This is a genomic window from Sulfitobacter aquimarinus, assembly GCF_040149565.1.
Classification (GTDB): domain Bacteria; phylum Pseudomonadota; class Alphaproteobacteria; order Rhodobacterales; family Rhodobacteraceae; genus Sulfitobacter; species Sulfitobacter aquimarinus.
The window spans coordinates 61,381-88,255 of sequence record NZ_JBEFLO010000008.1; the positions used below are offsets into that span (position 1 = coordinate 61,381).

28 protein-coding genes are annotated in these 26,875 nt (G+C 61.4%); 14 read left to right on the top strand and 14 right to left on the bottom strand.

The genetic code is table 11. From position 1 onward, the window contains the following. Nucleotides 1-219 precede the first annotated feature (219 nt). From ABMC88_RS14345 to ABMC88_RS14355, 3 genes are all read right to left on the bottom strand, one after another. On the bottom strand, nt 220-1,464 hold the full coding sequence (locus ABMC88_RS14345; RefSeq protein ID WP_349577697.1) for a sigma-54-dependent transcriptional regulator: 1,245 nt from the start codon (nt 1,462-1,464) through the stop codon (nt 220-222). Further along, complete coding sequence (locus ABMC88_RS14350) at nt 1,461-3,203, bottom strand: sensor histidine kinase (RefSeq protein ID WP_349577582.1); 1,743 nt, start codon at nt 3,201-3,203, stop codon at nt 1,461-1,463. Before ABMC88_RS14350 ends, ABMC88_RS14345 begins: the two co-directional genes overlap by 4 nt. 143 nt (nt 3,204-3,346) lie before the next feature. Further along, nucleotides 3,347-3,808: an Lrp/AsnC family transcriptional regulator gene (locus tag ABMC88_RS14355; protein WP_349577583.1), complete on the bottom strand. Its 462-nt coding sequence runs from the start codon at nt 3,806-3,808 to the stop codon at nt 3,347-3,349. A gap of 136 nt (nt 3,809-3,944) precedes the next feature. Between ABMC88_RS14355 and cysG the strand changes: the two genes are divergently transcribed. The 7 genes from cysG to ABMC88_RS14390 all read left to right on the top strand — a co-directional run bounded on the left by cysG (nt 3,945) and on the right by ABMC88_RS14390 (nt 10,152). Continuing rightward, on the top strand, nt 3,945-5,351 hold the full coding sequence (cysG, locus tag ABMC88_RS14360) for a siroheme synthase CysG (RefSeq protein WP_349577584.1): 1,407 nt from the start codon (nt 3,945-3,947) through the stop codon (nt 5,349-5,351). After that, nucleotides 5,335-5,634: a DUF2849 domain-containing protein gene (locus ABMC88_RS14365; RefSeq protein WP_349577585.1), complete on the top strand. Its 300-nt coding sequence runs from the start codon at nt 5,335-5,337 to the stop codon at nt 5,632-5,634. Before cysG ends, ABMC88_RS14365 begins: the two co-directional genes overlap by 17 nt. Continuing rightward, the gene (locus tag ABMC88_RS14370) at nt 5,634-7,298 is read left to right on the top strand and encodes a nitrite/sulfite reductase (RefSeq protein WP_349577586.1); all 1,665 of its coding nucleotides are present in this window, start codon (nt 5,634-5,636) and stop codon (nt 7,296-7,298) included. Before ABMC88_RS14365 ends, ABMC88_RS14370 begins: the two co-directional genes overlap by 1 nt. Continuing rightward, on the top strand, nt 7,288-8,076 hold the full coding sequence (locus ABMC88_RS14375) for a phosphoadenylyl-sulfate reductase (protein ID WP_349577587.1): 789 nt from the start codon (nt 7,288-7,290) through the stop codon (nt 8,074-8,076). The genes ABMC88_RS14370 and ABMC88_RS14375 overlap by 11 nt, the downstream gene beginning before the upstream one ends. Next, on the top strand, nt 8,073-8,474 hold the full coding sequence (locus tag ABMC88_RS14380; RefSeq protein WP_349577588.1) for a DUF934 domain-containing protein: 402 nt from the start codon (nt 8,073-8,075) through the stop codon (nt 8,472-8,474). Before ABMC88_RS14375 ends, ABMC88_RS14380 begins: the two co-directional genes overlap by 4 nt. A gap of 95 nt (nt 8,475-8,569) precedes the next feature. Continuing rightward, nucleotides 8,570-9,418 carry a ferredoxin--NADP reductase gene (locus tag ABMC88_RS14385; protein WP_349577589.1) on the top strand — a complete coding sequence of 283 codons (849 nt, stop codon included), beginning with the start codon at nt 8,570-8,572 and terminating at the stop codon, nt 9,416-9,418. A 50-nt stretch (nt 9,419-9,468) separates the two neighbouring features. Next, nucleotides 9,469-10,152 (top strand): M50 family metallopeptidase, encoded by a 684-nt coding sequence (locus ABMC88_RS14390; protein WP_349577590.1) that lies wholly within the window; start codon nt 9,469-9,471, stop codon nt 10,150-10,152. Between the two features lie 57 nt (nt 10,153-10,209). Here ABMC88_RS14390 and ABMC88_RS14395 read toward each other — a convergent pair whose 3' ends face one another. Next, entirely contained in the window at nt 10,210-11,403 is a 1,194-nt protein-coding gene (locus ABMC88_RS14395) for a hypothetical protein (protein WP_349577591.1), read from the bottom strand. 288 nt (nt 11,404-11,691) lie between these two features. Here ABMC88_RS14395 and infC point away from each other — a divergent pair, with 288 nt between their 5' ends. Then, a complete protein-coding gene (infC, locus tag ABMC88_RS14400) occupies nt 11,692-12,153 on the top strand; it encodes a translation initiation factor IF-3 (RefSeq protein ID WP_439655612.1) in 462 nt (153 codons plus the stop codon). A 116-nt stretch (nt 12,154-12,269) separates the two neighbouring features. On the opposite strand, the gene ABMC88_RS14405 is transcribed toward infC, so the two are convergent. From ABMC88_RS14405 to ABMC88_RS14425, 5 genes are all read right to left on the bottom strand, one after another. Beyond that, nucleotides 12,270-13,064 carry an FAD binding domain-containing protein gene (locus tag ABMC88_RS14405; RefSeq protein ID WP_349577592.1) on the bottom strand — a complete coding sequence of 265 codons (795 nt, stop codon included), beginning with the start codon at nt 13,062-13,064 and terminating at the stop codon, nt 12,270-12,272. 148 nt (nt 13,065-13,212) lie between these two features. Then, entirely contained in the window at nt 13,213-15,576 is a 2,364-nt protein-coding gene (locus ABMC88_RS14410) for a xanthine dehydrogenase family protein molybdopterin-binding subunit (RefSeq protein WP_349577593.1), read from the bottom strand. An 81-nt stretch (nt 15,577-15,657) separates the two neighbouring features. Next, nucleotides 15,658-16,143, bottom strand: a complete 486-nt coding sequence (locus tag ABMC88_RS14415; protein ID WP_349577594.1) for a (2Fe-2S)-binding protein — start codon at nt 16,141-16,143, stop codon at nt 15,658-15,660. Between the two features lie 97 nt (nt 16,144-16,240). Then, nucleotides 16,241-17,242, bottom strand: coding sequence for a molybdopterin-binding protein (locus ABMC88_RS14420; RefSeq protein ID WP_349577595.1), 1,002 nt, complete (start codon nt 17,240-17,242; stop codon nt 16,241-16,243). After that, a complete protein-coding gene (locus tag ABMC88_RS14425) occupies nt 17,239-18,207 on the bottom strand; it encodes an XdhC family protein (RefSeq protein ID WP_349577596.1) in 969 nt (322 codons plus the stop codon). The genes ABMC88_RS14420 and ABMC88_RS14425 overlap by 4 nt, the downstream gene beginning before the upstream one ends. Nucleotides 18,208-18,370: 163 nt before the next feature. On the opposite strand from ABMC88_RS14425, the gene ABMC88_RS14430 reads away from it, so the two are divergent. From ABMC88_RS14430 to grxD, 3 genes are read left to right on the top strand one after another with little or no spacing between them, the layout of a single operon-like run. Continuing rightward, nucleotides 18,371-18,607: a BolA/IbaG family iron-sulfur metabolism protein gene (locus ABMC88_RS14430; RefSeq protein WP_349577597.1), complete on the top strand. Its 237-nt coding sequence runs from the start codon at nt 18,371-18,373 to the stop codon at nt 18,605-18,607. A 6-nt stretch (nt 18,608-18,613) separates the two neighbouring features. Next, nucleotides 18,614-18,955 (top strand): hypothetical protein, encoded by a 342-nt coding sequence (locus ABMC88_RS14435; RefSeq protein ID WP_349577598.1) that lies wholly within the window; start codon nt 18,614-18,616, stop codon nt 18,953-18,955. After that, nucleotides 18,948-19,310, top strand: coding sequence for a Grx4 family monothiol glutaredoxin (grxD, locus tag ABMC88_RS14440; RefSeq protein WP_349577599.1), 363 nt, complete (start codon nt 18,948-18,950; stop codon nt 19,308-19,310). Before ABMC88_RS14435 ends, grxD begins: the two co-directional genes overlap by 8 nt. A gap of 393 nt (nt 19,311-19,703) precedes the next feature. Here grxD and ABMC88_RS14445 read toward each other — a convergent pair whose 3' ends face one another. The 4 genes from ABMC88_RS14445 to ABMC88_RS14460 all read right to left on the bottom strand — a co-directional run bounded on the left by ABMC88_RS14445 (nt 19,704) and on the right by ABMC88_RS14460 (nt 21,889). After that, complete coding sequence (locus ABMC88_RS14445; protein ID WP_349577600.1) at nt 19,704-20,360, bottom strand: hypothetical protein; 657 nt, start codon at nt 20,358-20,360, stop codon at nt 19,704-19,706. Nucleotides 20,361-20,366: 6 nt separating this feature from the next. Beyond that, nucleotides 20,367-20,600: a hypothetical protein gene (locus ABMC88_RS14450; RefSeq protein WP_349577601.1), complete on the bottom strand. Its 234-nt coding sequence runs from the start codon at nt 20,598-20,600 to the stop codon at nt 20,367-20,369. Between the two features lie 402 nt (nt 20,601-21,002). After that, nucleotides 21,003-21,395 carry a cell division protein ZapA gene (locus tag ABMC88_RS14455; RefSeq protein ID WP_349577699.1) on the bottom strand — a complete coding sequence of 131 codons (393 nt, stop codon included), beginning with the start codon at nt 21,393-21,395 and terminating at the stop codon, nt 21,003-21,005. Beyond that, entirely contained in the window at nt 21,395-21,889 is a 495-nt protein-coding gene (locus ABMC88_RS14460; RefSeq protein WP_349577602.1) for a hypothetical protein, read from the bottom strand. Before ABMC88_RS14460 ends, ABMC88_RS14455 begins: the two co-directional genes overlap by 1 nt. A 275-nt stretch (nt 21,890-22,164) precedes the next feature. Here ABMC88_RS14460 and tkt point away from each other — a divergent pair, with 275 nt between their 5' ends. After that, nucleotides 22,165-24,180, top strand: a complete 2,016-nt coding sequence (tkt, locus tag ABMC88_RS14465; protein ID WP_349577700.1) for a transketolase — start codon at nt 22,165-22,167, stop codon at nt 24,178-24,180. Nucleotides 24,181-24,412: 232 nt separating this feature from the next. Then, nucleotides 24,413-24,598 carry a hypothetical protein gene (locus tag ABMC88_RS14470; protein ID WP_349577603.1) on the top strand — a complete coding sequence of 62 codons (186 nt, stop codon included), beginning with the start codon at nt 24,413-24,415 and terminating at the stop codon, nt 24,596-24,598. A gap of 71 nt (nt 24,599-24,669) precedes the next feature. On the opposite strand, the gene ABMC88_RS14475 is transcribed toward ABMC88_RS14470, so the two are convergent. Then, nucleotides 24,670-25,635: a DUF808 domain-containing protein gene (locus tag ABMC88_RS14475; RefSeq protein WP_349577604.1), complete on the bottom strand. Its 966-nt coding sequence runs from the start codon at nt 25,633-25,635 to the stop codon at nt 24,670-24,672. Between the two features lie 197 nt (nt 25,636-25,832). Here ABMC88_RS14475 and gap point away from each other — a divergent pair, with 197 nt between their 5' ends. Further along, nucleotides 25,833-26,834: a type I glyceraldehyde-3-phosphate dehydrogenase gene (gene gap / locus ABMC88_RS14480; protein WP_349577605.1), complete on the top strand. Its 1,002-nt coding sequence runs from the start codon at nt 25,833-25,835 to the stop codon at nt 26,832-26,834. The last annotated feature ends 41 nt before the right edge of the window (nt 26,835-26,875 follow it).

Below are 26,875 nucleotides of genomic sequence, written 5' to 3' on the forward strand. Positions count from 1 at the left end.
CTCCTCCCAGAGATTTATTTACAGGCGGCGATAAGGCCGCGCTGGCGATACTATTGGGTGTCGCTTGGCTGGCCGCAAGACGCTTGGCGCGCCAAGGGGGACGCGCTTAAAATCAATATGTTACGCGGAGGGAATTTCTGTTATCGCTATCAATGTGCGATAAACCGCACCCGCATCACGCCACTTGTGCGAAATTCCGCACACTTGACGCGGTGCGACTCAGGGGCGGAAATCTTCGGGGCGCAGGCCGTAGCGGGCGCATTTGTCGTAAAAGGTTTTGCGCGGCAGCTTCAGCGCCTGGGCCGCTTGGGTTGCCTGACCTGCCGCACGGCGCAAAGCGCCCTCAATCAGCGATTGCTCAACCTGCGCCAGATGTTCGGACAGGCCAAGGTGTGCGTCCGCGTCCTGCGGCGCAGCGCCGTCGGACAGCGGCATCCCGATGACAAAGCGCATGGCCTCGCTCATCAAAGCGCGGGCGTTGCCGGGCCAGTCCCGTGCCATCAGGGCGGCCTCGATTTGCGGGGTGATTTCGGGGGCCTGCTGCCCCGATTGCTCGGCGGCTTGGGCGACATAGCGGCGGAACAACACGGGGATGTCCTCGGGGCGCTCGGCCAGGGCAGGCACGCGCACGGGCATCACGACCAGACGGTAATACAGATCCGCATTCAGCCGCCCCGCCTCCAGTGCGGCGGCAAGGTCACGGGTCGAGCCTGCAATCAGCCGTGTGGCGGGCCCCGCATCCAGCGCCTCTGACAGGGCAAGCTGGCTTTGCGCGGGCAGCATCGTGATCTCGTCCACAAACAGGCTGCCGCCTTCGGCCTGCGTGATCGCCTCTTGCAGCGCGTTGGCGTCCATGTCCGCCGCCGCCCGTTTTAAAAACGGCCGCTTGGAGCGCGGCGAGCTGAGGTGGATCACCTCTGCCACCTTCGAGATGCCCGAGCCTTGCGCCCCCGAAACCAGCACATCGCCCGTGGCCAGCGCCACGCGGCGGACCTGCGCACGCAACTCTTCGGCCAGCGCCGAGGTGCCGAAGATCATGCGGGCCGCAGGATCGCCGCTTTCTACCAGTTGGCGCAGCTCGCGGTTTTCCAGAACCAGCGCACGGGTTTTCAACGCCCGCTCAACCACGGCCAGAAGGTTCGAGGCGGCACAGGGCTTCTCCAGAAAATCAAACGCCCCCTCGCCCATCGCTTTGACAGCCATGGGGATGTCGCCTTCGCCCGTCAGCAAGATCACAGGCAGGTCGGGGTCAATGCCGCGCACATGCGCCAAAAGGTGAAAGCCGTCCCGCCCCGGCATACGGATGTCCGAGATAACGACCCCGTCAAATGCAGCCGTGATATGATCCGCCGCCACAATGAACGAGCCTGCGGCGATGCAGTCCAGATCGGCCAGCTCGATCGTTTGGGCCAGCGCCTCGCGCACGGCGGCGTCATCATCAACTAACAGTACTTTGCGCATTATGCGGCCTCGGACCTTGTGGCGGGTTGCAGGGTGACGGTAAAACACGCGCCGTTTTTGGTGTTATGTGCGCGGATTTCGCCGCCCAGACTGTGCACAATGGCATAGCTGATCGACAGGCCCAAGCCTACGCCTTTGGCGGCGCCTACGTCTTTGGTGGAATAGAAGGGATCGAACACTTGCTCGGGCGCTTTGATGCCCACCCCTGTGTCGCGCACGCTGGCGCTGATGCCTGCGGTTTGGTCCAGCGTCAGGGTCAGGCGGCGGGTGTCGCGCTGCTCCATCGCGTCCAGCGCGTTGCTGATCAGGTTTACAAACACCTGCCCCAGCCGCACCTCGCCCCCCTTTACCCAGACAGGCGCGGCAGGCGCATCATAGTCCAGCGTCACCCCCATCGCCGCCCGCCGCGTCTGCGTCAACTCAAGCGCCAGCGCCAGCACAGCGGCCAGATCAACCTCGACCTGCTGCACAGGCTCCTGTTTCGAGAACGCCCGCAAATTCTTGATGATCCGCCCCATGCGGCCCGCCATATCCGCAATCCGTGACAGGTTTTCGGACGCACGCTCGGGGCGGCCCCGCTCGATGAACGCGACGCCGTTTTCGGCAAAGGATTGCACCGCCATCAGCGGTTGGTTCAGCTCGTGACTGATGCCTGCGCTCAACTGGCCCAAAGCGCTGAGCTTGCTGGCCTGCACCAGATCGTCTTGCGCACGGGCCAGCGCCATTTGGGCTTCCTCGCGGATTTGCGCCTCGCGGCGCAGCTCGTCATTGGTGTCACGCAGGGCTTGGGTGCGGGCGCGGACGCGGGCCTCCAACTGGGCATTGGCGCGGGCCAGCGTGCGCCGCCGCTCGGTCGCGAGGAACAACAGCGCCCCAAACGCCAGACAAAGCGCGGCTACAGCAAAGGCCTGCGCCGCCGCCAGACTGCGCACAGGGGCCACATCCACCAGCACCTCGCCCGTCATGCCGATCACGGGCAGATCCTGCGCCAGATGCAGCGCCTCGCGCGGCAGGTAGCGGCCCCAACCCAGCCGCCAAATCTCGTGCCCGCCGCTGTAGGAGACGTCGAAGTCGGGCAAATCACCCTGCGGCGGGCGCAACCCTGCCGCCCCTTGCGGGCGTTGCCAAAAGATCAGCTCGGACCGGTTGGAAACCTGCACCTGCCCGCTGCCGTCGGTGAAAAACACCGCTGGCGTGTCACCGCGCCACGCATAATCCACCGATGCCAGATCCGTCGACACCACCAACGCGCCCAAGACACGCCCCCCCGCGCCAAACACAGGTGCGGCATAGAAATAGGCACGCCCCGCAGCCGCATCAGGCCCGTACCCGCGCCCCAAAGCGCCGTTGAGCGCACGGCCCACAAAGGCCGCCGCACTTGCACTGCCCGCCCCGCTGTCGGCGGCCACCAACAGCGCACCTGCGCGGTCGACCACCATCACATCTGACGCCGCCGCACGGTCCGCCACATTGCGCAACAAGGCGCGGTCATCAGGCGTTGCCCCCTCGGCCAGCGCCCTGACAACCTGCGGATGATCCGCCATCACCACGGCCAGATCGCGGTAGCGTTGCAACTGCCCCTCCAACCGGTCACTGGCCAGCGCCAGATCGGCAGCACCGCGCGCCGATAGCTGGTCCAGCCCCTGATGCGTGGCATAGCGCCAGACCCCCGTCGACAAAAGCGCCACGCAGGTCAGAAACACAAAACTGTTAAGCCCCCGCCTGAGGTAGCGATACGTCATAGCAGCTGTTTTACGGCCCCGCCCCTGCATTGGCCAGCACTGTCGCGCCTTTCGCCCGACCATACCCCGCCCGCGATCGTGGCTCAGGCCCGCGTCACGCGCCAAATATGTCGTGCGCGGCAGCGCGCTGTGCGGTCACGTGGCTAAAGCGGCAGCATCGTCGTGGATTTGATTTGCTCCATCGACAACAGCGCCGTCACGTTATGCACCCGCACTTCGGATATGAGCGCCTGATAAAAGCTGTCATAGGCCCGCGCATTTTCCACCCGCACCTTCAGGATATAGTCGATGTCGCCCGCCAGACGGTGTGCTTCTTGCACCTCTGGCCTGTCTTGCAGCGCTTTCAGGAACCGCCCCTGCCAGTCGGCCTCGTGCTCGGATGTGCGGATCAACACAAAGAAACACGCCTCGAATCCCAGCGCCTCGGCGTCCAGCACAACAGTCTGCTGCCCGATCACCCCCGCCTCGCGCATTTTACGAATCCGGTTCCACACCGGCGTCTTGGAAGAGCCTACTTCGCGGGCGATATCATCCAGCGACTGGCTGGCATCCCGCTGCAAGGCCGCAAGAATTTTCCTGTCTGTGTCGTCTATCCGAACGCTCATTCTGTATTTCCTTCTTTTTGAAACCCGCTGTTCCGCAGCACCACCAATACAGAACAATCTTCCTTATGTAAGCCGCCATATGGCGCAATATTGGAATAAAGTTCTATATTGAACCTCAAGCAACAAGGACACTGGCATGGATCACTTCCCCATCTTCCTCAGCACAGACACGGCGCGGATCATCGTATCGGGCGGCGGCGACGCAGCATTGGCCAAACTACGCTTGCTGATGAAATCGCGGGCCAAGATCACCGTCTTTGCCGCAGAGGCCGCGCCCGAGATTGCCCAGTGGCACGAAGCGGGCCGCCTTACGCTGGTCTCGCGGGCGATGGATTATGGCGATGCTGTCTGCGCCAAGCTGTTTTACGGCGCAAACGAAGATGCCGCCGAAGACGCCCGCACCGCCCATCTGGCGCGCAGCTGCGGCGCATTGATCAACATTGTCGACAACCTTGAGGACAGCCAGTTTATCACGCCCGCCATCGTCGACCGTGATCCCGTCACCATCGCCATCGGCACCGAAGGGGCGGCCCCCGTGCTGGCCCGTGCGATCAAGGCCGATCTGGAGGAGCGCCTACCCCAATCGCTTGGCACGCTGGCGCGTATCGGCAAGACGTTCCGCAAGGCATCTTATGCGCTGCCCTTCGGCCGTCCCCGTCGCGACTTCTGGCGCGCCTTTTACTTTAACGCAGGCCCCAAAGCCGTGGCCGAGGGCGAAGAGCGCGTGCTGCCCGCATTGAAGGATCTGCTCGATACACATCTGAACACCCAAGCCCGCGAGGGCCATGTGGCCTTTGTCGGCGGTGGCCCCGGTGATCCTGAACTCCTGACGCTGAAAGCCCGCCGCGCCTTGGACGAGGCTGACGTGGTGATCTATGACCGCCTCATCACGCCCGAGATCCTCGAGCTCGCCCGCCGCGAGGCCACAATGATCGACGTGGGCAAGGAAGGCTTTGGCCCCCACACCCCCCAAGAGCACATTAACGCTTTGCTGGTCGAACATGCCCAAACAGGCGCACAGGTTGTGCGGCTGAAATCGGGTGATGCCACCGTCTTTGGCCGTCTCGACGAAGAGATCGACGCCGTGGATGCGCATAACATCGGCTGGCACATTGTGCCGGGGATTACCTCGGCCTCGGCGGCGGTGGCCTCGATCGGGCAAAGCCTGACGCGGCGCGGGCGCAATGCCTCGGTGCGGTTCCTGACAGGACATGACACCCGCGGCTTTGCCGACCATGACTGGAAAACGCTGGCGCAGGAAAACGAAGTCGCCGCGATCTACATGGGCAAAAAGTCGGCGCGGTTTATCCAGGGCCGCCTGCTGATGCACGGCGCGGACCGCCACACGCCTGTCACCCTGATCGAGAACGCCTCGCGCCCCGATCAGCGCATTATCTGCACCACGCTGGATGCCTTGCCCGCCGCGCTGGAAGCGGCCGACATGTCCGGCCCTGCCCTCACTTTCCTTGGCCTCGCGCCCCGTGCGGCCGCCGCCGCCGCCGCCCCCCTGCATCAGGAGCTTGCAAATGCCCAAAGCGTTTAAACCATCCGTTATCACCGCCAACGCGCTGCTGCTGGGCGATGTTGTCTATCTGCGCGGCACCACATGGGTGCGCGATCTGGCCGAGGCAGAAGTTCTGCACGACGAGGCACAGGCAAACGCCCGCCTTGAAGGTGCTGCCACACTGGCGGGTGAGCAGGTCGTCGGCGTCTATCTGATGCCCGTGTCCGAAGACAGCGGCACCCCCACGCCCGCACATTTCCGCGAAGCTTTTCGCGCGCGCGGCCCGTCCAACTATGCCCACGGCAAACAGGAGACCCAGTAATGTACCATTATTCCGATTTTGACCGCGACTTTCTGGCGGAACGCAACGCGCAGTTCCGCGCTCAGGTCGAGCGCCGCATCGACGGCTCGCTGACCGAGGATGAATTCAAGCCGCTGCGCCTGATGAACGGGCTTTATCTGCAATTGCACGCCTATATGCTGCGCGTGGCGATCCCGTATGGCACGCTCAACAGCGCACAGATGCGCGTACTGGCGGACATCTCCACCAAGTGGGACAAGGGCTATGGCCATTTCACCACGCGTCAGAACATCCAGTACAACTGGCCCGAGCTGCGCGATGTGCCTGACATGCTGGATGCGCTGGGGACCGTCAACATGCACGCCATCCAGACATCGGGCAACACCATCCGCAACGTGACCGCCGACCACTTCGCAGGTGCCGCCGCGGACGAGATCGCGGACCCGCGCCCCATCGCCGAACTGATCCGCCAGTGGTCGACGGACCACCCCGAGTTCCAGTTCCTGCCGCGTAAATTCAAGGTCGCCGTATCAGGTGCCGCCCATGACCGCGCCGTGGTGCGTGCCCATGACATCGGCCTGCGCATTGTTGAACGCGACGGCAAGCGCGGGTTTGAGGTAATCATCGGCGGTGGCCTTGGCCGCACTCCTATGATCGGCAAGGTCCTGTACGACTTTGTCGAGGCCGCCGATCTGCTGCCCACGCTGGAGGCCGTCGTGTCGGTCTATAACCTGCTGGGACGGCGCGATAATAAATACAAGGCCCGCATCAAGATCACCGTGCACGAGAACGGGATCGAGGACATCCGCGCCCGCGTGGACGCCGCCTATGCCCGTATCCGCCCGCAATTCACTGGCGTCGACCAGCAACTGCTGGCGCGGATCGAGGCGGATTTCGCAGCGCCGAAATTCAAAACCGCCGACACGCGCAGCTTTGACGAGGCGTATGCAAACGACCCGCTGTTCCGCTCTTGGGCCGATACGAACCTGAGCGCGCATAAGGCGGATGGCTATGCCATTGTGTCGATCAGCCTTAAGGCGCATGGCAAAACGCCGGGCGATGCCTCTGCCGCGCAGATGAAGCTGATCGCGGGTCTGGCCGAGCGCTATGGACACGACGATATCCGCATCAGCCACGAGCAGAACGTGATCCTGCCGCATGTGCATAAATCCGATCTGCCCTCGGTCTATGCCGCGTTGCGGGCACAGGGGTTGGGGACAGCGAACATCGGCCTGATCTCGGACATCATCGCCTGCCCCGGTATGGACTATTGCGCGCTGGCCACGGCGCGGTCCATTCCTGTCGCGCAAGAGATTGCGATGCATTTCGACGCGCTCAAGCTTGAGCATGATGTGGGGCCTTTGCAGCTCAAGATCTCGGGGTGCATCAATGCCTGCGGGCACCACCACGTGGGCCATATCGGCATCCTTGGGCTGGACCGTGCGGGCGTCGAGAATTACCAGATCACGCTGGGCGGTGACGCCACCGACACTGCGCGGATCGGTGAACGCGCAGGGCCCGGCTTTGGCGCTGATGAAATTGTAGGCGCTGTCGAGCGTTTGGTGCTGGCATATCTTGACTTGCGTACCGAGCCTGCCGAGACTTTCCTACAGACCTACAACCGTCTCGGAGCCGCACCGTTCAAGGCTGCCCTTTATCCGGAGAAACAATCAGATGCCGCTTGATACCTCCCCCCTGCAACCCTTCTGGCTGACTGACGAGCAACGCAATGCCGCCAACGCGGCGTTGCATGCGCGGGCACAGGCGCTGAATGCGCAGACCGACCACAGCCTTGCCCGCGACATCATCGCGGCGGGATTCGAGACAGTGCCGAACATCACCCTGGTGTCCAGCTTTGGCGCGGATTCGGTGGTGCTGTTGCACCTTGCCGCCTCGGTCAGCGTGGATATTCCGGTCCTGTTTATCGATACCGAGTTGTTGTTTCCGGAAACGCTGACCTATCAACGCGATCTGGCGCGGCATCTGGGTCTGACCAATGTGACCGTCATGCGCAGCGGCAACATCGCCCGCGAAGACCCTGACAACACGCTGCACAAACGTGACCCCGATGCCTGCTGCGCGCTGCGCAAAACGCAGCCCCTGACCACCGCGCTCAGCGGTGTGGACGGGTGGATTTCGGGCCGCAAACGCTTTCAATCGGGGCGCCGCGCCGAGCTGTCGCCCTTTGAGGTCGAGGAACGCGAAGGCCGCACACCGCACCTCAAGATCAACCCGATGGCGCGGTGGGACGCCCGCGATGTGGCCAATTACATGGCCGATCACCTCCTGCCCCGCCACCCGATGGTGGCCCGCGGATATCCCTCGATCGGCTGTGCGCCCTGCACCACCCCCGTCGCCGAAGGCGAAGACCCAAGGTCGGGCCGCTGGCGTGATCAGGACAAAGACGAATGCGGCATTCATTTTGTGGACGGCAAGATGGTCCGCACAGGAGCAACGACATGAGCGTGATTGTAACCGACACAGGCTTTTCCGAAGACGACTGGACCGCAGGCTATTGCGGGATCGGAGCGGCGAATGATTGCGTGGCGCTGGATGTGCCCTCGGACACGCAGCCGCAGGACATCCCCCTGCCGGAGGGTCTGCAAATGATCCGCATCGACTTCCCCTCCAGCGCGGACGGGCGCGGCTTTGGCATTGCGCGGGCCTTGCGCTTGCGCGGCTATACGGGTCGCCTGCGGGCGCGGGGCCATGTTCTGGCCGATCAATACGCCATGGCGCGCAGATCCGGCTTTGACGAGGTCGAGATCGACGCCCAGCTTGCCGCCCGCCAGCCGCAGGACCAATGGCTGTTCCGCGCCGACTGGCGGGCGCATGACTATCAGGCCCGCCTACGCGGATAACCCCGCCCACAGCTTTGCCAACGGGGGGTGCATTGCGCGCCCCCTTCCCCTTGTCTAATAAAAGGACTGCGGAGCCTGCGCTCTGCGGAGAAACCATGACCGAGCATTCACCCGTGACCACCCAGACCGCAAAACCCGTGCCCACCCTGCCCGATGCCCAGACGGTGACCGCCGTGACCCATTGGACGGACCGTCTGTTTTCATTCCGCGTGACGCGGCCTGCGTCCTTGCGCTTTCGCTCGGGCGAATTTGTGATGATCGGCCTGATGGGCGACCCGCATCCCGAGACAGGCAAGGTCAAACCCCTGCTGCGCGCCTATTCCATCGCGTCGCCTGCGTGGGACGACGAGTTGGAGTTCTATTCGATCAAGGTGCAGGACGGCCCGCTGACCTCAAAGCTGCAACACATCAAAGTCGGCGACGAGATCATCTTGCGGCCCAAGCCCGTGGGCACGCTGGTCCATGACGCACTGCTGCCCGGCAAACGGGTGTGGTTTTTCGCCACCGGCACCGGCTTTGCGCCTTTCGCCAGCCTGCTGCGCGAGCCGGAGACATACGAGAAATTCGACGAGGTCGTGATCACCCATACCTGCCGCGATGTGGCCGAGCTGGAGTATTCACGCAAGCTGATCGAAGACCTGCAAGCAGACGAGATGATGCAGGAGCTGATCGGTGTCGAGAACCTCGCCAAAATCCGCTACTACCCCACCACCACGCGAGAGCAATCGCCCAAGATGGGCCGCATCACCACGCTGCTGGAGAATGGCACGGTGTTCAAAGATCTTGGCATTGACGGCATCAACGTCGAGACGGACCGTGCGATGGTCTGCGGGTCAATGGGCCTGAACACCGATATCAAAGCGGTGCTGGAAGGTTTCGGCCTTGAGGAAGGGGCCAACTCCGACCCCAAGCACTACGTCGTCGAAAAAGCCTTTGTCGGCTAAAACGCGCCACGTGAATTGACATCGCCCGCCCGCTCAGGCGTGATCGGGCGATGACATATCTTAGATCCCATTGGCAACTGCTGGCGCTTATGCTGGCTGTGATTGCCCTTTGGCAGACGCCTGTGGTGCTGCCGCTCAAAATCCTTGTGGTGTTCCTGCACGAGCTATCCCATGCGCTGGCTGCGTGGCTCACGGGCGGCTCGGTTGAGCAAATCTCGATCTCGGCGCAGCAAGGCGGGTTTGCGGTGACACGGGGCGGCAACCTGTTTGCGATCCTGTCGGCGGGCTATCTGGGGTCGTTGCTGTTGGGGGTGGCGCTGCTGATGATCGCCCTGCGCAGCGAGGCCGACCGCATGGTCGTAGCCCTGCTGGGCGCGGTGATGCTGGCGGTTGTGGTCTTTTACGTGCGCGATGTCTTTGCCGCGATCTTTTGCAGCGTGACGGGCGCCGTATTGCTGGGCTGTGCGCGGTTTCTGGGGCACAGCGTCAACGACATGGTGCTGCGCGTCATCGGGCTCAGCAGTTTGATCTATGTTCCCTATGACATCTACGACGACACGATTGCGCGGCGCGGCGTACAGTCCGATGCGCATATGCTGGCCGACGCTTTCGGCGGCACGGCACAGGTCTGGGGCTTTGTCTGGCTGGTTCTCAGCATCGGCGTTATCCTTTGGTGCGCCATGCGGGTCGTTGGCACGTCCAGCAACATCGACTGGACGCATTTGCGCCAATGATAAAGGCCGCCCCCGATCTCTCGGAAGCGGCCCTGTCGGCGTCACAAAGCGACAGGCTTACATGCCCATAGCTTCGCGGATTTTATCAAGCGCGGTTTTCAGCAGCTCGGGGTTGTCCTGAGCGGCCTCAAGACCTTTGGAAAGAACAGTTTTCTGCAAGGCACCCAGATCTGATTCTTCCAGCATTGTGGACACTTTTTCGAGGTTAAAGCCGTCAACGGTGAGCAGCTCGGACATCATGGAGCCTTCCGCTGCGGCTTCGGAAACCGCTTCGGTGCCTTCGACAACTGCTTCGGTTGTCTCGGTTGTTGCTGCGTCCGCTGCTTCGGTGGCGGCGTCTGCGGCATCCGTTGCTGTCTCTGTCGCTGCGTTGGCTGCGTCAGTCGCGGCCTCGGTTGTCGCGTCTGCGGCTTCCGTTGCTGTCTCTGTCGCTGCGTTTGCTGCGTCAGTCGCGGCTTCGGTTGTCGCGTCTGCGGCTTCCGTTGCTGTCTCTGTCGCTGCGTTGGCTGCGTCAGTCGCGGCTTCGGTTGTCGCGTCTGCGGCTTCCGTTGCTGTCTCTGTCGCTGCGTTTGCTGCGTCAGTCGCGGCTTCGGTTGTCGCGTCTGCGGCTTCCGTTGCTGTTTCTGTCGCTACGTTGGCTGCATCAGTTGCGGCTTCGGTTGTCGCGTCTGCGGCTTCCGTTGCTGTCTCTGTCGCTGCGTTTGCTGCGTCAGTCGCGGCCTCGGTTGTCGCGTCTGCTGCTTCGGTTGCTGTCTCTGTCGCTGCGTTGGCTGCGTCAGTCGCGGCCTTGGTTGTCGCGTCTGCGGCTTCCGTTGCATTCTCTGTCGCTGCATCTACTGCATCGGTTGTCGCGTCTGCGGCATCCGCTGCTGCGTCTGTAACTGCATCAACCGCGTCAGACGCTGCTTCAGCCGTCGCATCAACCGCGTCCGAGGCTGCATCTGCTGCCGCACCGGCTGTATCTGCCACCGCGTCCGCTGCGTCAGTCGCCGCATCGGTCACTGCCGCTGCCGCATCCGTAGCCGCCTCTGCTGCCGCATCCGCCGCATCGGTCGCTGTTTCAGCAACATCCGCAGCCGCATCCGAGGCCGCATCAACGGCCCCTGCGGCCGCGTCCGTCGTCGCCTCAACCGCAGCAGTCGCCGTATCGCTGACGCTGGTTGTGATGTCTTGCACGCTGCGACCAGAATACAGCATATAACCGCCGCCCGCGATGATTGCGGCCAATGCGATCCATACCAAATTTTTCATTTATTCTTCCCCTTCATTTATGACACGGAGCATAAATGCACGCCCGTGTTGAACATTGGCGCTGAAATGCGCCCCGTCGGCCAAAGGTTCAAGGGGAAAACGTACCAGAATGCCCAAAGGTTCTTTGATTTATACCTTGAAGGGCACGGCTTGCGCGTCTACTTTGCAAACTCCTAGCTTAATCATCAAAGGACGACCATCATCGCTCGCAGACCACATAACGCGCCCCCGCAACGAGACACCGGCCCGCGCGTCAATGAAAACATCCGTTCCCCCGAGATCCGCCTCATCGGCGCAGAGGGCGAGAACGTAGGCCTCGTCACCCCCGCCCGCGCCATGGACATGGCCGAGGAAGCAGGGCTCGACCTGGTAGAGATTTCCCCGAACGCCAACCCGCCCGTGTGCAAGATCATGGATTTCGGCAAGTTCAAATACGAGACGCAAAAGCGCGAAGCCGAAGCACGGCGCAAGCAGAAGATCATCGAGATCAAAGAGGTCAAGTTCCGCCCGAACACCGACAGCGGCGACTATGACATCAAGATGCGCAACGTGTACAAGTTTCTGGCAAACGGCGACAAAGTGAAAATCACACTGCGCTTTCGCGGCCGCGAAATGGCCCACCAGAACCTTGGCCGCGAACTTCTGGAACGCGTCGCAGCAGATGTGACCGATCACGGCAAGGTCGAAAACTTCCCGAAAATGGAAGGCCGCCAGATGGTCATGCTGATCGGCCCTCTGCCCAGCAAGTAAGATTGCTCAGAACAGATAGCACAAGCGCCCTGTCCCCCAACGGACGGGGCGTTTTTCGTTGCCCCACCGACAATAGACAGCAGCCGCGCGATTGCCCGCGCGGCTGTTTGAGTGTGTTAGCCCGTGATCGCGGCCACAGCCCGCTTTGTCATTACGCCGACCAGATGCGCACGGTAGGCACCAGTGCCATGCAAATCGCTGATCATCTCTGACCCGTCCGCCTTCAAACCTGCCACTGCATCGGCGCTAAAATTACCGCTCAGCGCCGCCTCGGCCTCGCTCCAACGGAACACACCGTTTTCCGAAGCGCCTGTCACAGCCACACGCACACCATCGGCGAACTTTGCGACGAAGACAGCAACCAGCGGGAAACGTGACGCGGGCTGAATGTGCTTCTCATAATGCGCGGCCTCGGGAATCGGGAACTTCACTTCCGTAACAATCTCGCCCTCTTCCAACGCTGTATCGAACATGCCTTGGAAATAGTCATCCGCCGCGATCTCGCGCTTGTTGGTCACAACAGTTGCGCCAGACGCCAGCACACCCGCAGGGTAGCAGGCCGACGGGTCGTTATTGGCAACCGATCCCCCAATCGTCCCGCGGTTGCGCACCGCAGGATCACCAATACGCGCCGCCAAAGACGCCAGCGCAGGGTAATCGCCCGCAGCCTCGGCTGCCACAGTCGCGTGGGTGGTCGCGCCACCAACACACAGCTGGCCCGCCTCGTCTTTGCGCACGCCCTTCATCTCGGCGATGCCATGCAGGGACACCAGAACCGACGGTGCCGCCAACCGCGCCTTCAGCGTGGGGATCAATGTCTGCCCCCCACTCATCGGCTGCGCCTCGTCACGCGACAAGGCACTCACCGCGTCCGCCACAGTCGTCGGCATCTCAACATCAAAGTTATACATCTTCTCTTCCTCTCCACTGGGCGGCCCTTGCATCTAATCTGCGCAACCCCCGGCTTCATTTTGCCTCTAAACTCACGGGCGCACCGCGCCCATCAACATCTCTGCGCAAAGCAACGTCGCGGGGGCGCATCACGCCCCCGCAATCCACTTAGCTATTCATCGCTTCCCAAACACGGTTGGGCGAGACAGGCATATCAATATGACCCACATCTTTCCCACCCGACCGCATTGCATCCAGAACCGCGTTCACCACGGCAGGCGGCGATCCGATCGCCCCCGCTTCGCCGCAACCCTTCACCCCAAGCGGGTTATGGGTGCACGGCGTCTGGCATGAATGATCCACGTCATAGAACGGCAGATCCGACGCACGCGGCATGGCGTAATCCATGTAGGACGCGCTCAAAAGCTGGCCGTCGCTGTCATAGGCACAATTCTCGAGCAGTGCCTGCCCGATCCCTTGTGCCAGACCGCCATGGACCTGACCCGTCACAATCATCGGGTTCACGATGTTGCCAAAGTCATCCGCCGCCGAGAACCGCTCGATCGTGACCTGACCCGTTTCGGGGTCCAGCTCGACCTCGCAGGCATAGGCGCCTGAGGGGTAGGTAAAGTTCGACGGGTCGTAAAACGCCGTCTCTTCCAGACCGGGCTCGATCTCTTCCAGTGGGTAGTTGTGCGGCACATAAGCTGCCAGCGTCACATCACCCCAAGCAACGGATTTATCCGTACCTGCGACGGTGAACGCCCCGTCCTTCAACTCTACATCCGCTTCTGATGCTTCCAGCAAATGGCTGGCGATCTTCGTAGCTTTGGCGATGATCTTTTCTGTCGCCCGTACCATGGCAGAGCCGCCAACGGCGAGGGATCGAGAGCCATAAGTCCCCATGCCCATCGGCGTGTTGGCGGTGTCGCCATGCACGATCTCGACCATGCCTTCGTCGATGCCGATCATCTCGGCCACGACCTGAGCGAAGGACGTCTCATGCCCCTGCCCGTGGCTGTGGGAGCCTGTCATCACAACCAGACCGCCGGTGGCGTTCACACGAACGGTGCACGACTCAAACAGGCCCGCACGCGCCCCCAGCTGCCCGACGAGGTTCGACGGCGCGATGCCGCAGGCCTCGATATAGCAGTTCACGCCAAAGCCGCGCAGTTTGCCCGCAGCCTCGGACGCTTCGCGCCGCTTTTTAAAGCCCGCGATGTCGGCCATCTCCTCGAGCTTGTCCATCGTCGCGATGTAATCGCCCGTGTCGTATTCCACGGCTACCGGCGTGGCATAGGGGAACTCGGTGATAAAGTTCTGGCGGCGCAGTTTGATGGGGTCTACGCCCAGCTCGTGGGCTGCTTTATCCACCAGACGCTCAAGCTGATAGGTCGCCTCGGGGCGCCCAGCGCCGCGGTACGCATCAACCGGAACGGTGTTGGTAAAGACGGCCTTCACGTTCACATAGATCAGCGGTGTTTTATAGTTCCCCGCCATCAGCGTGCCGTGCAGCCATGTCGGAACCGAGGGCGCAAAGGTGCTCAGATAGGCACCCATGTTGGCGTAGGTATCCGTGCGCAACGCGGTAAAGTTGTTCTGCGCGTCCAGTGCCAGTTCAATCTTGGTGACGTGGTCACGGCCGTGCGCGTCCGACATGAACGCCTCCGAGCGTGACGAGGTCCATTTAACCGCGCGGTTACAGGCTTTGGCCGCAAAGGTGACAAATGCCTCTTCCTGATAGTGGAAGATTTTGGTGCCGAACCCGCCGCCCACATCGGGGGCCACAACGCGCAGCTTGTGTTCGGGAATGCCCAGCACGAATGCGCCCATCAGCAGGCGGATGACGTGAGGGTTCTGGCTGGTGGTATAGAGCGTATGATCGCCCGTGCCGCGGGCATAATCACCCACCGCCACGCGTGGCTCCATCGGGTTGGCGACCAGACGGTTATTGGTCAGCTCCAGCGTGGTGACATGCGCCGCCTCTTCAAAGGCCGCATCCACAGCGCCCTTGTTCTCTTCTACAAAGCCCCAGTCATAACACAGGTTCGAGGTCAGATCGTCGTGGACCTTGGTGGCCCCCGCTTTGACGGCCTCTTTCATGTCCACAACGGCGGGCAGCTCTTCAATGTCGACGACAATCGCCTCGGCGGCGTCGCGGGCTTGCTCCAGCGTTTCGGCAACCACGGCGGCGATCGGCTCACCTACGTGGCGGACCTTGCCGTGGGCCAGCACGGGGTGGCGCGGCTCTTGCATCGGCTCGCCGTGTTTGTCGGTGACTTGCCAGCCACACGGGACCGAGCCTACGGCCTCGAAATCCGCGCCGGTAAAGATCTTGACCACGCCCTCCATGCCGTCAGCGGCAGAGGTGTCCACGCTGGTCAGCGTGCCATGTGCGATGTCAGAGCGCAGGAAGTACACATGCGCCTGCCCGTTTACGTTGATGTCGTCGGTGTAATTGCCTTCGCCGGTCAAAAACCGGACGTCCTCGCGCCGTTTGCTGCTGGCGCCGATACCACTATCCTTTGGCATTGTTATTCCTCCCTAAAGCGTGGGTTTCACCCACCCTACGTTCCTCCCTGTAGGGTGGGCGTGACCCACAATATGTGTGAATTATTCGGCGGCGATAGCGCCTACGTCCTGACCGGATGCGGCCATGATTGCCTTGACGATGTTGTGATAGCCCGTGCAGCGGCAGATGTTGCCATCAAGGTAGTGGCGCACGTCAGCCTCGGTCGGCTTGGGGTTCTCTTTGAGCAATGCCGCCGCAGACATCACCATACCCGGTGTGCAGAACCCGCATTGCAGGCCGTGGTGGTCCTGAAACGCTTGCTGGATGGTGTTGAGCGTGCCGTCTGGTGCGGCTTGGCCCTCGATAGTGGCGACTTCGGCGCCTTGGGCCTCAACCGCCAGCATGGTGCAGGATTTGACCGCTTCGCCGTTCACATGCACCACACAAGCGCCGCACTGGCTGGTGTCACAGCCGACGTGCGTACCGGTCAGCCCCATGTTCTCGCGCAAAAACTGCACCAGCAGGGTACGGCCCTCCACCTCGCCTTTGGCGGCTTTGCCATTCACGGTCATGTTCACTTGGGTCATTGGTGTCCTCCCAGACGGTGTCTTATTTTCATGTGATTGGATTTAGTTAAGCATGGCATCGCGATGTTGAGAACCAAAAAGTTTACTTGACGCAGGTTTACGGTTTTGCACGCCGTGGTTGCGGGCGGGTCGGGATCTCTTTGAGCAAGCCGCCAACCCCCATCGCCGCGATATCACCCGCAGTCACATCCACACCGCAAACAACCCGCGCCAGCACCCAATCCGCCCCGTTCAGCGCGGGCGAGCGCGCGCACCCCGGCAGGCCGATAACCTGCTGGGGTCCCCCTGCCCCATGACGCTGTCCAAGAAACAACAGGTTACCGGGATCGACGGGCATCCCAAATCGGGTGACCTCTCCCCCCGCTTGCACCAGAGCGGCGGGGGCGACATCGTGAATGTCGGACGTGGCAGAGCCGGTGAGGATCAACACAAGCGGCGCGGATGCTTGCCCGATGGCCTGCGCGATGGCGTCCTGGGTATGGGGCACCACGATGACCTGCGCCAGCGTGACGCCCAGCGCGGTCAGGCGGTCCTCGATGGCGCTGCGCCCCTTGTCCCCCGCGCCCCCTGCAATCTCCGAGATGATGAGCGTGGCCGTTTGCAAGGTTGCGGGGGCGACGCTGACCGCGCCGCGGGCCGCGTTAACGGCGGTGGCTATGGCCCCCTCTGGCACAGCGTAAGAGATGATCTTGATCGTGGCGACCATATCGCCTTTGCGCAGCTGGTGGTGCGCGGGCACGGTGGCTACGGTAATCATCGGGTCGCAGGCGTTGACGGCATGCAGCGCAGGCACATCCAGCACAGCCACGCCCGCAGCCTGCGCAATCAGGTTCACCCGTCCTGTAAACGGGGCCGAGCGGCTTTGTGCTGTGCTGCCCTGCATCAGGGATACCGCCAACCGCTCGGCGGCGGTGTTCTCGTCTACGTCCCCCCGCTCCAGCCGCGCCACGGTGACATGGGTCACGCCAAAGGCGTCGAGGTGATCTATATCCGCTTGGCCCAACACCACCCCCTTGCGCAGCCGCCCCTTGGCGATGGCAACAGAATGGGCCAGCACACAGCCCAGCGCCTGTGAAACGGGAACTGCGCCGAACTTCATGGGGTGCGCAACGCCTCGATCATCTGAGCAAGGATCGACACGGCGATCTCTGCCGGACCCGATGCCCCGATATCAAGGCCCACTGGCCCGCGAATGCGCGCAATCTGGTGCGGGTCGAACCCCGCCTCGGTCAGCCGTGCCACCCGTGCCGCGTGGGTGCGGGTGGATCCAAGCGCACCGATATAGAACCCCTCGGCCCGCAGCCCCACATGCAGCGCAGGGTCATCGAGTTTGGGATCATGGGTCAGCAGCACCAGCGCTGTACGGCTGTCTACGCCCACTTGCGCCAGCGCCGCGTCGGGCCAGTCGTTAATCACCCGCGCATCCGGGAACCGCGCGGCAGAGCCGAACGCCTCGCGCGGGTCAATCACCACGGGGTCAAACCCCGCGATCCGCGCCATGGGCACCAGCGCTTGGGCGATGTGCACCGCCCCCACCACCACCAGCCGCAAGGGCGGGTTGTGGATGGCGACGAATGTCTTGCCGTCTTCCTCTATGCCGGAGCGGTCCTTGCGAAAGCGGTCTGCGTGGCCTGTTGTGTCCAACTTGCGGGCACCACCGTCCAGCGCCGTGACATAGGCCACGGGGGTTCGCGCCGCACGGGCCGCTACCAGCGCCTCCAACATCTCTTGGGGGATGCCGCCTGCCCCTATGGGTTCCACCAGCACACGGATCGTCCCACCACAGGCCAGCCCCACGGCAAAGGCATCGCCATCGCTCACCCCGTATTCCAGCAACTTGACCGCACCGTCCTCCAGCGCCTCCAGCGCTTCCACCACCACAGCGCCCTCGACACAGCCGCCCGAGACAGAGCCCTCCATCTCGGCCTCGGAAGAGACAACCATCTGTGCGCCCACACGGCGCGGGGCCGAGCCCCAAGTCTCGATCACAGTCGCAAGAGCCGCGCCTTTGCCGCTGCGTATCCATGCAAGTGCCTGTTCGGGGGCGCCGGTGAGGGTTTGCATCACGGAGGGTATCCTTTTGAGATGGGGGAAACATCGGGGGATCAGCGTCCGACAATCCGCGCCCATGTGCAAGACACGATTGCAAGACACGATTGCGCTGTCTCTTGCACGCAGGGCCGCCGCCTACTACATCTGTCCCAACACCCAAAGTCGGAGACACCCCATGCCCATGACAGCCCACGAAATCGAAGACCTTCTGCGAGAAACATTCCCCGACGCGCAGATCGTGGTCGAGGGCAATGACGGCGTGCATATGGCCGCCATGGTCACGGACGAAAGCTTTCGCGGGAAGAACCGTGTGCAACAACAACGCGCCGTCTATGCCGCGCTCAAAGGCAAGATGGACGGATCGGCGGGCGAATTGCACGCGCTGGCGCTGACCACCAAAGTGCCAGAGTAACGCGCAATGGTCGAAGCGATCATCGGCCTCGCTGTCTTTGCCTTTTGCATGGTCGTGATCTTGCAACACCGCAGGGCAAGCAGAACCTACCGCCCCCTGTCGCAGCGCCAACCGCAAATGGAACGCGACCCCAAGCCTGAATTGGGGATGGAAGCCATCGACATGACCGAGATCAACCGCACAACCGCCCGCAACGAGAGCCTTGAGCGGACCAGCAATGCCTTTAGCCGCGGGCGTGACAACCCCTCCGCCGCGAATATGGCCATCCAGCCGATGGCCGATAATGAAACCTATGCGCGGCGCTTTTACGCTGCGTTTATGAAAAACAAGGACAAGTCCCATGACTGACGCAAACACCAAGATCAAATCAACCGTGACCGACAATGACGTGGTCCTGTTCATGAAGGGCACCAAGGAAATGCCACAATGCGGGTTCTCCAGCCGCGTCGCGGGTGTGCTGAACTACATGCAGATCGACTATGCCGATGTGAACGTACTGGCAGACGAAGAATTGCGCCAAGGCATCAAGGACTACTCCGACTGGCCCACCATCCCGCAGCTTTATGTCAAAGGCGAATTCGTCGGCGGTTGCGACATCATCACCGAAATGACGCTGTCGGGTGAGTTGGACACACTGTTCGCCGAAAACGGCGTGGCCTTCGACAAAGAGGCCGCAGACAAGATCCGCGAAGCCAACGGCTAACGCGTTTCCGGATTGCCGAGAGAAAATGCGCGTCTCCGCAGGGAGGCGCGTTTTTTTGGCGTAGAGTTTCGAGGATGGGAACCGGCAGCGGCAAGACAAGGCTATGGACTGTTGGATGCGAACAGCTAGTAACCAAGACAGGAGTGTTGACTAGGGTTCCGCCGCCCACCCGGTTTGCGAGCAAAAACAGAGCCTGCCCCGATTGCATCCTATAACGGCTCCCAGCCCAAAGCGGGCATGCTCGTTTGGCACATCTGGCGGAATCCAGACCTTCGCTGCTCCCCGCACGAACGGCAGCTCCGCGCAGGAAACGGGCTTTGCAAAGTCAACTGGGTAATTGGAGAAGCGTTGTGGTCCAAAATCTTCGGCGCCGTGGCCTCAGCGTGCGACACATCAGTATTCGATCACCGTGTTGGACAACTCGCTATCAATATCAAGTATGATCGCTTGCAGCCTTTGTAGCCAATTCCTGAATTGGAATTCTCCGACGACCAGCACAAATATTGGGACTTCAGAGTTTTTGAACATTGGCTCGACCCACGCGCGAAAACCGTCATCTCTGTCTATTTTTATGGCTAGTTTTTCTTCGTCACCAATCCCGCCAAAGTGTATTAACTTGTTCCGCAGTTTCCTTAGTCGGTGCAAACTGGACCAGACGTTATCCCAATCGTTAGCTTTGCACACGCCAGCTACATTCTGAAGCTGGTACTGTGCGATGTGTAGCTGAGAAGGTTTTTCGCCTTCAGGAAGGCTTAGAGCCTGCTCAATGATAGGGTTCAACTCACGAGACTTTTTCGTAACCTTAGGGGCGAGACCGATGATTGCTGCCTCAGCTATTGAGTAGGCTGAACTAAGTAGCGCGGAGCGCAATTGTCGGCTCAGCAGCTCGTTTTCCTGCTCTAAGCGACGGCGGTCGTGATGGTCTTGAGGTTTGCGCTCCGAATCCTGCGCGGCTTCAAACGCAACTCGATTGACGTCTTCGATCCTCCTCAGGGAGACCATTAACGCCTGAAACTCGGCTCCACTACGAAAGTCAGTCATTGCCATCATGCCCAATCATTTTATCTCCCAACCCTTCATCCTTTTGAAGACGTCTTTGATACGGTCGGTGGCTTCGGACTTAGCGGCTTCCATAGCCTTCGCCTTAATCTCTCCATACCGCCCAAACTCGAAACCACACGATTTACACTTGGCTGTATCGTCATCGGTATGGTTGTCGGGCAATTCCAGCGTGGCTGGGCTAGAACCACAAACCTTGCATTCAAAAGTAACAGTGATCTGATCTGACATGCCAACATCTCCTAAGAGTAGAACCCGAGCGTCCCAGTAAGCTCTAAGTTAGTCAAATACATAATTGCCTAAAGCATGCGATCGACCACACGCAAAAAATCTGCACTGATCGTTCCCGCACCATGTCCGCTTTGGGCTGGGAACAGCCATTAGACGCGTTTCGCACCGAAGTCTGCTGTGAGCCGCTCACGCAACTTTGCAAAGTTCACATCCTGCGCATTGCCGCCGTTCGCACACGACATAGCATTCGGCACAAATGGCTCAAACCAGACATCGCCCTAGCCTGACCGCACTACACCGTATCTCACGACATCCAACAATCGCAGTCCACTCAGAGGCTGAAAAACAAAAAAGGGGGACAGGTCACCCTGTCCTCCCCCTATGCACATTAAAGAGCGGTGCCTACCCGCCTGCTTTTTCATCCACCGCTGCCGCCAATGCTTCGGCGCGTGCGGCGAGTTCTTGCAGCGTGTCCGTGACCGACTGCGGCACCACGGGCACCTCGATGCGCTCGGGCTCTACCTTGAGGTTGCGCAGGCCTTCGAGTTCGGCCTCGCGCTCGGCCAGCTCTGCGCGGACTTCGGCGATTTTGTCTTCGACGCTCGCGGTCTTGTCGGCCAGCATCAGGCCCGCCATCAGCAGCATCCGCGCCTCGGGCATGCGGCCCACGGCATCGGCCAGCACCTGCGCCTCGTCATCCAGCATCTTGGCGGCGGCATGGAGATAGCTTTCCTCCCCCTCCTGACAGGCCACATCGAATTCGCGTCCGCCGATGGAAATCTTGATCTCTGGCATCATGCGTCTCCTTCGGGTGTGTCGGATTTTGTTTGCGCAGCCTCTACCAGCGGCTGCAGACTGGCGAGGATCACCGAAGCCTCGGCCACGTCAGCGGCGCGGGCGGCGCGCAGGGCCTCCAACTCGGCCAGCATGGCCTTGTTGATCAAATGCGGCTCGCCCACCCCTTCGGAGTTGGCATCGCGCAGGGCCGCGCAGGCATCGCTGAGTTGCGCATTGGCGCGGCGCACGCGCTGCAGCTCGATATCCAGTTGCGCCATGCGGGCATCGCCTTCGTCCACCTGGGCACGCAAAGCGGCCAGTTCGGCGTCCGACTTGCTGCGCAGGCTGCGCACGCGTTCTTGCAGCTGTGCGTTCGCGGTCCGCTCGTCCTCGAGCTGTTGCAGGGTTTCGGGGTCAGGGCCTGCCGTGGCGGGGCCCATTTTATCCAGACCGAATGCGACCTGATCCATCGCGGCAGTGATCCGCCGCTGCAGTTCTTCGATATCGCTCATATGCCTCTCTCACTCACTCGTATGCGTCGCCGACCCTGCCACGGGGGCGAATCGGTTAACAGCCAATATTTCCGTAATCCTACCCAAAGCCGCCGCGAATTACTGCCCCCCTTTCAGAACAGCACCTTGGAGAGCAAACTTCACCCGCCGCTTGAAGATGCCCCCCCTTGGCGGTGCATGGAAACCCCGTGCCAAGCGCCGCCATGCTTGAACTTTTGCGCTGCGGTGGTATGGAGCCTGCAACAGCACTTCCCTCTTATAAGGAACCGCATCCCGTGGATCTCAAAGCCCTCCAATCCGCCAATCCCGACCACTGGTCAAAAGCAACCGCCATCCGCGCTTTGGCGCTGGATGCTGTGGCACATGCCAACTCCGGCCACTCCGGTGCCCCGATCGGGATGGCCGATATGGCCACTGTCCTGTTCGGCAACCACCTGAAGTTCGACGCCGCCGATCCCAACTGGCCTGACCGTGACCGGTTTATCCTGTCTGCGGGCCACGGCTCTATGCTGGTTTATGCGCTGCTGCACCTTGTGGGCGATGCGCAATTCCCGATCGAACAGATCAAAGGCTTCCGCCAGATGGGCATGCGCACCGCTGGCCACCCCGAGAACTTCCTTGCCGATGCGATTGAGACGACGACCGGCCCCTTGGGTCAGGGCATCGCCAACTCCGTAGGTTTTGCCATGGCCGAGGAAATCCAGCGCGCCACTTACGGCGCCAAGGTTGTGGACCACTATACGTATGTCATGGCGGGCGACGGCTGCCTGATGGAAGGCGTGAGCCAAGAGGCCATCACCATCGCGGGCCGCCACAAGCTGAGCAAGCTGATCGTGATGTGGGACAACAACAACATCACCATCGACGGGCCCGTCAGCCTGTCCGACACCACGGATCAGGTCGCGCGCTTCCGCGCCGCAGGCTGGGACGTGCAGGAAATCGACGGCCACAACCCGTCCGAGATTGACGCAGCCCTGACAGCCGCCAAAAAGACCGACACGCCCAGCATGATCGCTTGCAAAACGCACATCGCACTGGGCCACGCAGCGCAAGACACCTCCAAGGGGCACGGCGCATTGACCGATCCGGCGCAGGCGGAAGCGGCGAAAGAGGCATGGGGCTGGACCGCAGCCCCCTTTGACATCCCCAAAGACATCAAATCCGCATGGGAAGCGATTGGCAGCCGTGGCGCCACCGAGCGCGCCGCATGGGAGGAGCGTTTCGACAAGATGCCCCGCGCCAAGCGCGAGACATTCAACCGCGCATTGGCGGGCGAGGCGCCCAAGAAACTGAGCGCGACGATCAAAGCGTTCAAAAAGCAAGCCTCCGAAGCGGCGACCAAAGCGGCAACGCGGTCTTCGTCTGAAAAGGTGCTGGAAGTGATCAACCCGATCATGCCAGAAACCGTGGGCGGCTCTGCTGACCTTACCGGTTCCAACAACACCAAGACCTCCGATCTGGGTGTGTTCGATCTGGACAGCCGCGATGGGCGCTATGTCTATTGGGGTATTCGTGAACACGGCATGGCCTCTGCCATGAACGGCATGGCGCTGCACGGCGGTGTGCGCCCCTACTCCGGCACGTTTATGTGTTTCACCGATTACGCCCGCCCCGCCATGCGCCTGAGCGCGCTGATGCAGGTGCCTGTGGTCTATGTGATGACCCACGACAGCATCGGCCTTGGCGAAGACGGCCCGACGCACCAACCGGTCGAGCATCTGGCGATCTCGCGCAGCACGCCCAACACGCTGGTCTTCCGCCCCGCCGACACGGTCGAGACGGCAGAAGTGTGGGAGCTGGCGCTGACCCAAGAGAGCACACCAAGCGTTCTGTCCCTGACGCGTCAGGGCCTGCCCACCGTGCGGACCGAGCATAAGACCAAAAACCTGTCGGCACAGGGCGCCTATACGCTGGTCGATGCCGAGGGCAAGCGTCAGGTCATCCTGATCGCCAGCGGCTCCGAGGTCAGTGTCGCAATCGAAGCGCGTGACATCTTGCAAGCCGAAGGCATCGGCACCCGCGTTGTCTCCATGCCGTGCATGGAGCTGTTTGCGCAGCAGGATGAAGCCTACCGCAAGCGCGTGCTGCCCGGTGGTGCCGTGCGTGTCGGTATCGAAGCAGGTGTGCGTCAGGGCTGGGACCAGTGGTTGCTGGGCGAGCGTGGCAAATGGGGCAAAGCCGATTTTGTCGGCATGGACCGATTTGGGGCATCCGCCCCCGCGGACGAGCTGTTTGTGAAGTTCGGCATTACCGCGCAAAACGTGGCTGAAAAGGCCAAAGCACTGCTTTAACACTCTCGAACAAAACAATTTAAAGGCGAGTCCCGAAAACGGGGCTCGCCTTTTGCGTTTCTAACATGGAAACCGATTGATGCCTGTCATGGCCTAATTTGTGCCAGTTCTGCCACATTTCGGGCGATGTTCGGCCACATCCGGCCCCTAAACAGTACGTGTCTTGATTAAACATCATTCCCGTTTAACGATTAGGACGTAATGTGGACCCTACGGTTTTTGGAGAATTGAAATGGCCTATTTGCTGACAGCGATCATGACAGGCGGCGTTGCTGCAATCTTGTCCCTTTTCGCGGGTGGCACATGGGGCGAAATTTTCATGAACTACGTCATCTACGGGCACCTTGGCATGGCGACGCTTGCCTTGGCCACATTGGCAAGTGCGGCAGTTGACCGCCGCCAGAGCTCGGACACCTAAGCCCGAGACGGGCACAGGACCAGACGATCCAGAACACAGGGCGCCGATACCTGCCCTGCCCCGACCAATCGTTACTTTGAAAAGATGCGCCGCCAGATCGGTGTGACGATCTTTTCCCCCAGCGGGATCAACAGCAATCCCAGCGCCAAACCCAGCACACCGTCAATTGCCGCTTTCACCACCCACTCGGTAAACCCTGTCCAAGCCGCTGGCACCGCATGGCCCACGGCATAGGCCGCATCGTGGATCACATGGGCCGGCGCGGCAAAGCCTATCTCCTCCAACCCGTGCACAATGATCGATCCGCCGACCCAGAGCATCGCCGCCGTCCCCACCACCGTGAGGGCGCGCAAAAAGCTGGGCATACCGCGCACCAATCCGCGCCCGATGGCCCGCGTGGGCGACAGACGGCCCTTGTTGGCCATGGCCAGCCCCACATCATCCATCTTCACAATCAACGCCACCGATCCGTACACCGCCACCGTGATCATCACCGCTACAGCGGCCAGCGTTGCCGCCTCCATCCAAAAACTGCTTGCGGGGATCGCGGCCAGCGAGATGGTCATAATCTCGGCCGAGAGGATGAAATCGGTCTTGATCGCCCCTTGGGCCTTTTCCTCTTCCAGCGCGGCGGGGTCGGAAATGGTTGTCTCTTTATGCGGGTGATCCTCGTGCCCCTCGCTCCACCCCATTACATGAGCGACCTTTTCAGCCCCCTCAAAGCACAGATAGGCACCGCCCAGCATCAACAAGGGCGCAATCGCCCAAGGCGCGAAAGCCGACAGCGCAAGGCCTGCAGGCAGCAGATACAGCAGTTTGTTTTTCAGACTGCCCTTGGTAATGCGCCAGATGATCGGCAGCTCGCGCTCGGCCTTGAAGCCCGAAACATATTTCGGCGTCACCGCAGCATCGTCAATCACAGCCCCCGCCGCCTTGGCCGAGGCTTTGGTCGCCTGCCCGATCACGTCATCCACCGAGGATGCAGCAACTTTTGCTATCGCTGCGACATCGTCAAAAAGGGCAATCAATCCACTCATTCCAAAGCTCCGTTCGGGTGTTTCATCACAGGGTAGTGCAGCAAGGCGCGATTGCAACCATCTGTGGCCGTCTGCTGTTACCGCTAACCCAAAACTTTAACGCTAACATCCGATTCTCAGGCGGTTTTCGCTCTGGCCCCTGAAGGCGGGCGGGGTCTATAGCACTGGTAACCCGATCACCTACAGGAGCGTCCCCCATGACCATCAAAGTCGGCATCAACGGTTTCGGCCGCATCGGCCGTTGCACCCTTTCGCACATCGCCCAAACCGCGCGCGAGGACATCGAGGTCATCAAGCTAAACGCCACAGGCCCGATCGAGACGGCAGCGCATATGCTGAAATACGACTCCGTGCATGGCCGCTTCCCGAACGAGATCAGCATCGACGACGGATATCTGAACCTCGGGCAGAACGACATCGAGGTTATGTCGACCTACAACATGGAAGAGCTTGACTGGTCGGGGTGTGACGTGGTGCTGGAATGCACGGGTCAGTTCAACGATGGCAACAAGGCACGCACGCACATCGAACAAGGTGCGAAAAAGGTGCTGCTGTCGGCGCCGGGTAAGAACGTGGACCGCACGATTGTGTTTGGTGTCAACGATGGCGATTTGCTGGCCAGCGACACGATGATCTCGAACGGGTCATGCACCACCAACTGTCTGGCCCCGCTGGCCAAAGTGATGCACGAATCTGTCGGCATCGAAAGCGGCCTGATGACCACGATCCACAGCTACACAGGCGACCAGCCCACGCTGGATCGCCGCCACAAAGACCTCTACCGCGCCCGTGCGGCGGCCATGGCGATCATCCCCACCTCGACCGGTGCGGCCAAAGCGTTGGGCGAAGTGATGCCACAGCTGAAGGGCCGTCTGGACGGTACCGCCATGCGCGTGCCCACCCCGAACGTCAGCGCGGTCGACCTCACCTTTACCGCATCGCGTGATGTCACCGTCGAGGAAATCAATCTGGCCGCCAAAACCGCAGCCGAAGGCGCCATGGGCCGTGTGTTTGCCTATGACCCCGATCAAAAAGTCTCGATCGACTTTAACCATACCGAGCACAGCAGCATCTTTGCCCCCGACCAGACCATCGTCGTGGCGGGCCGCACTGTGCGCGTATTGTCGTGGTACGATAACGAATGGGCTTTCTCCGTGCGTATGGCGGATGTCGCTGTGGCAATGGGCAACCTGGGCTAAGGCTTGATGCGGCCTTTGCCCTGCCCTAGAAGGGGCGCACA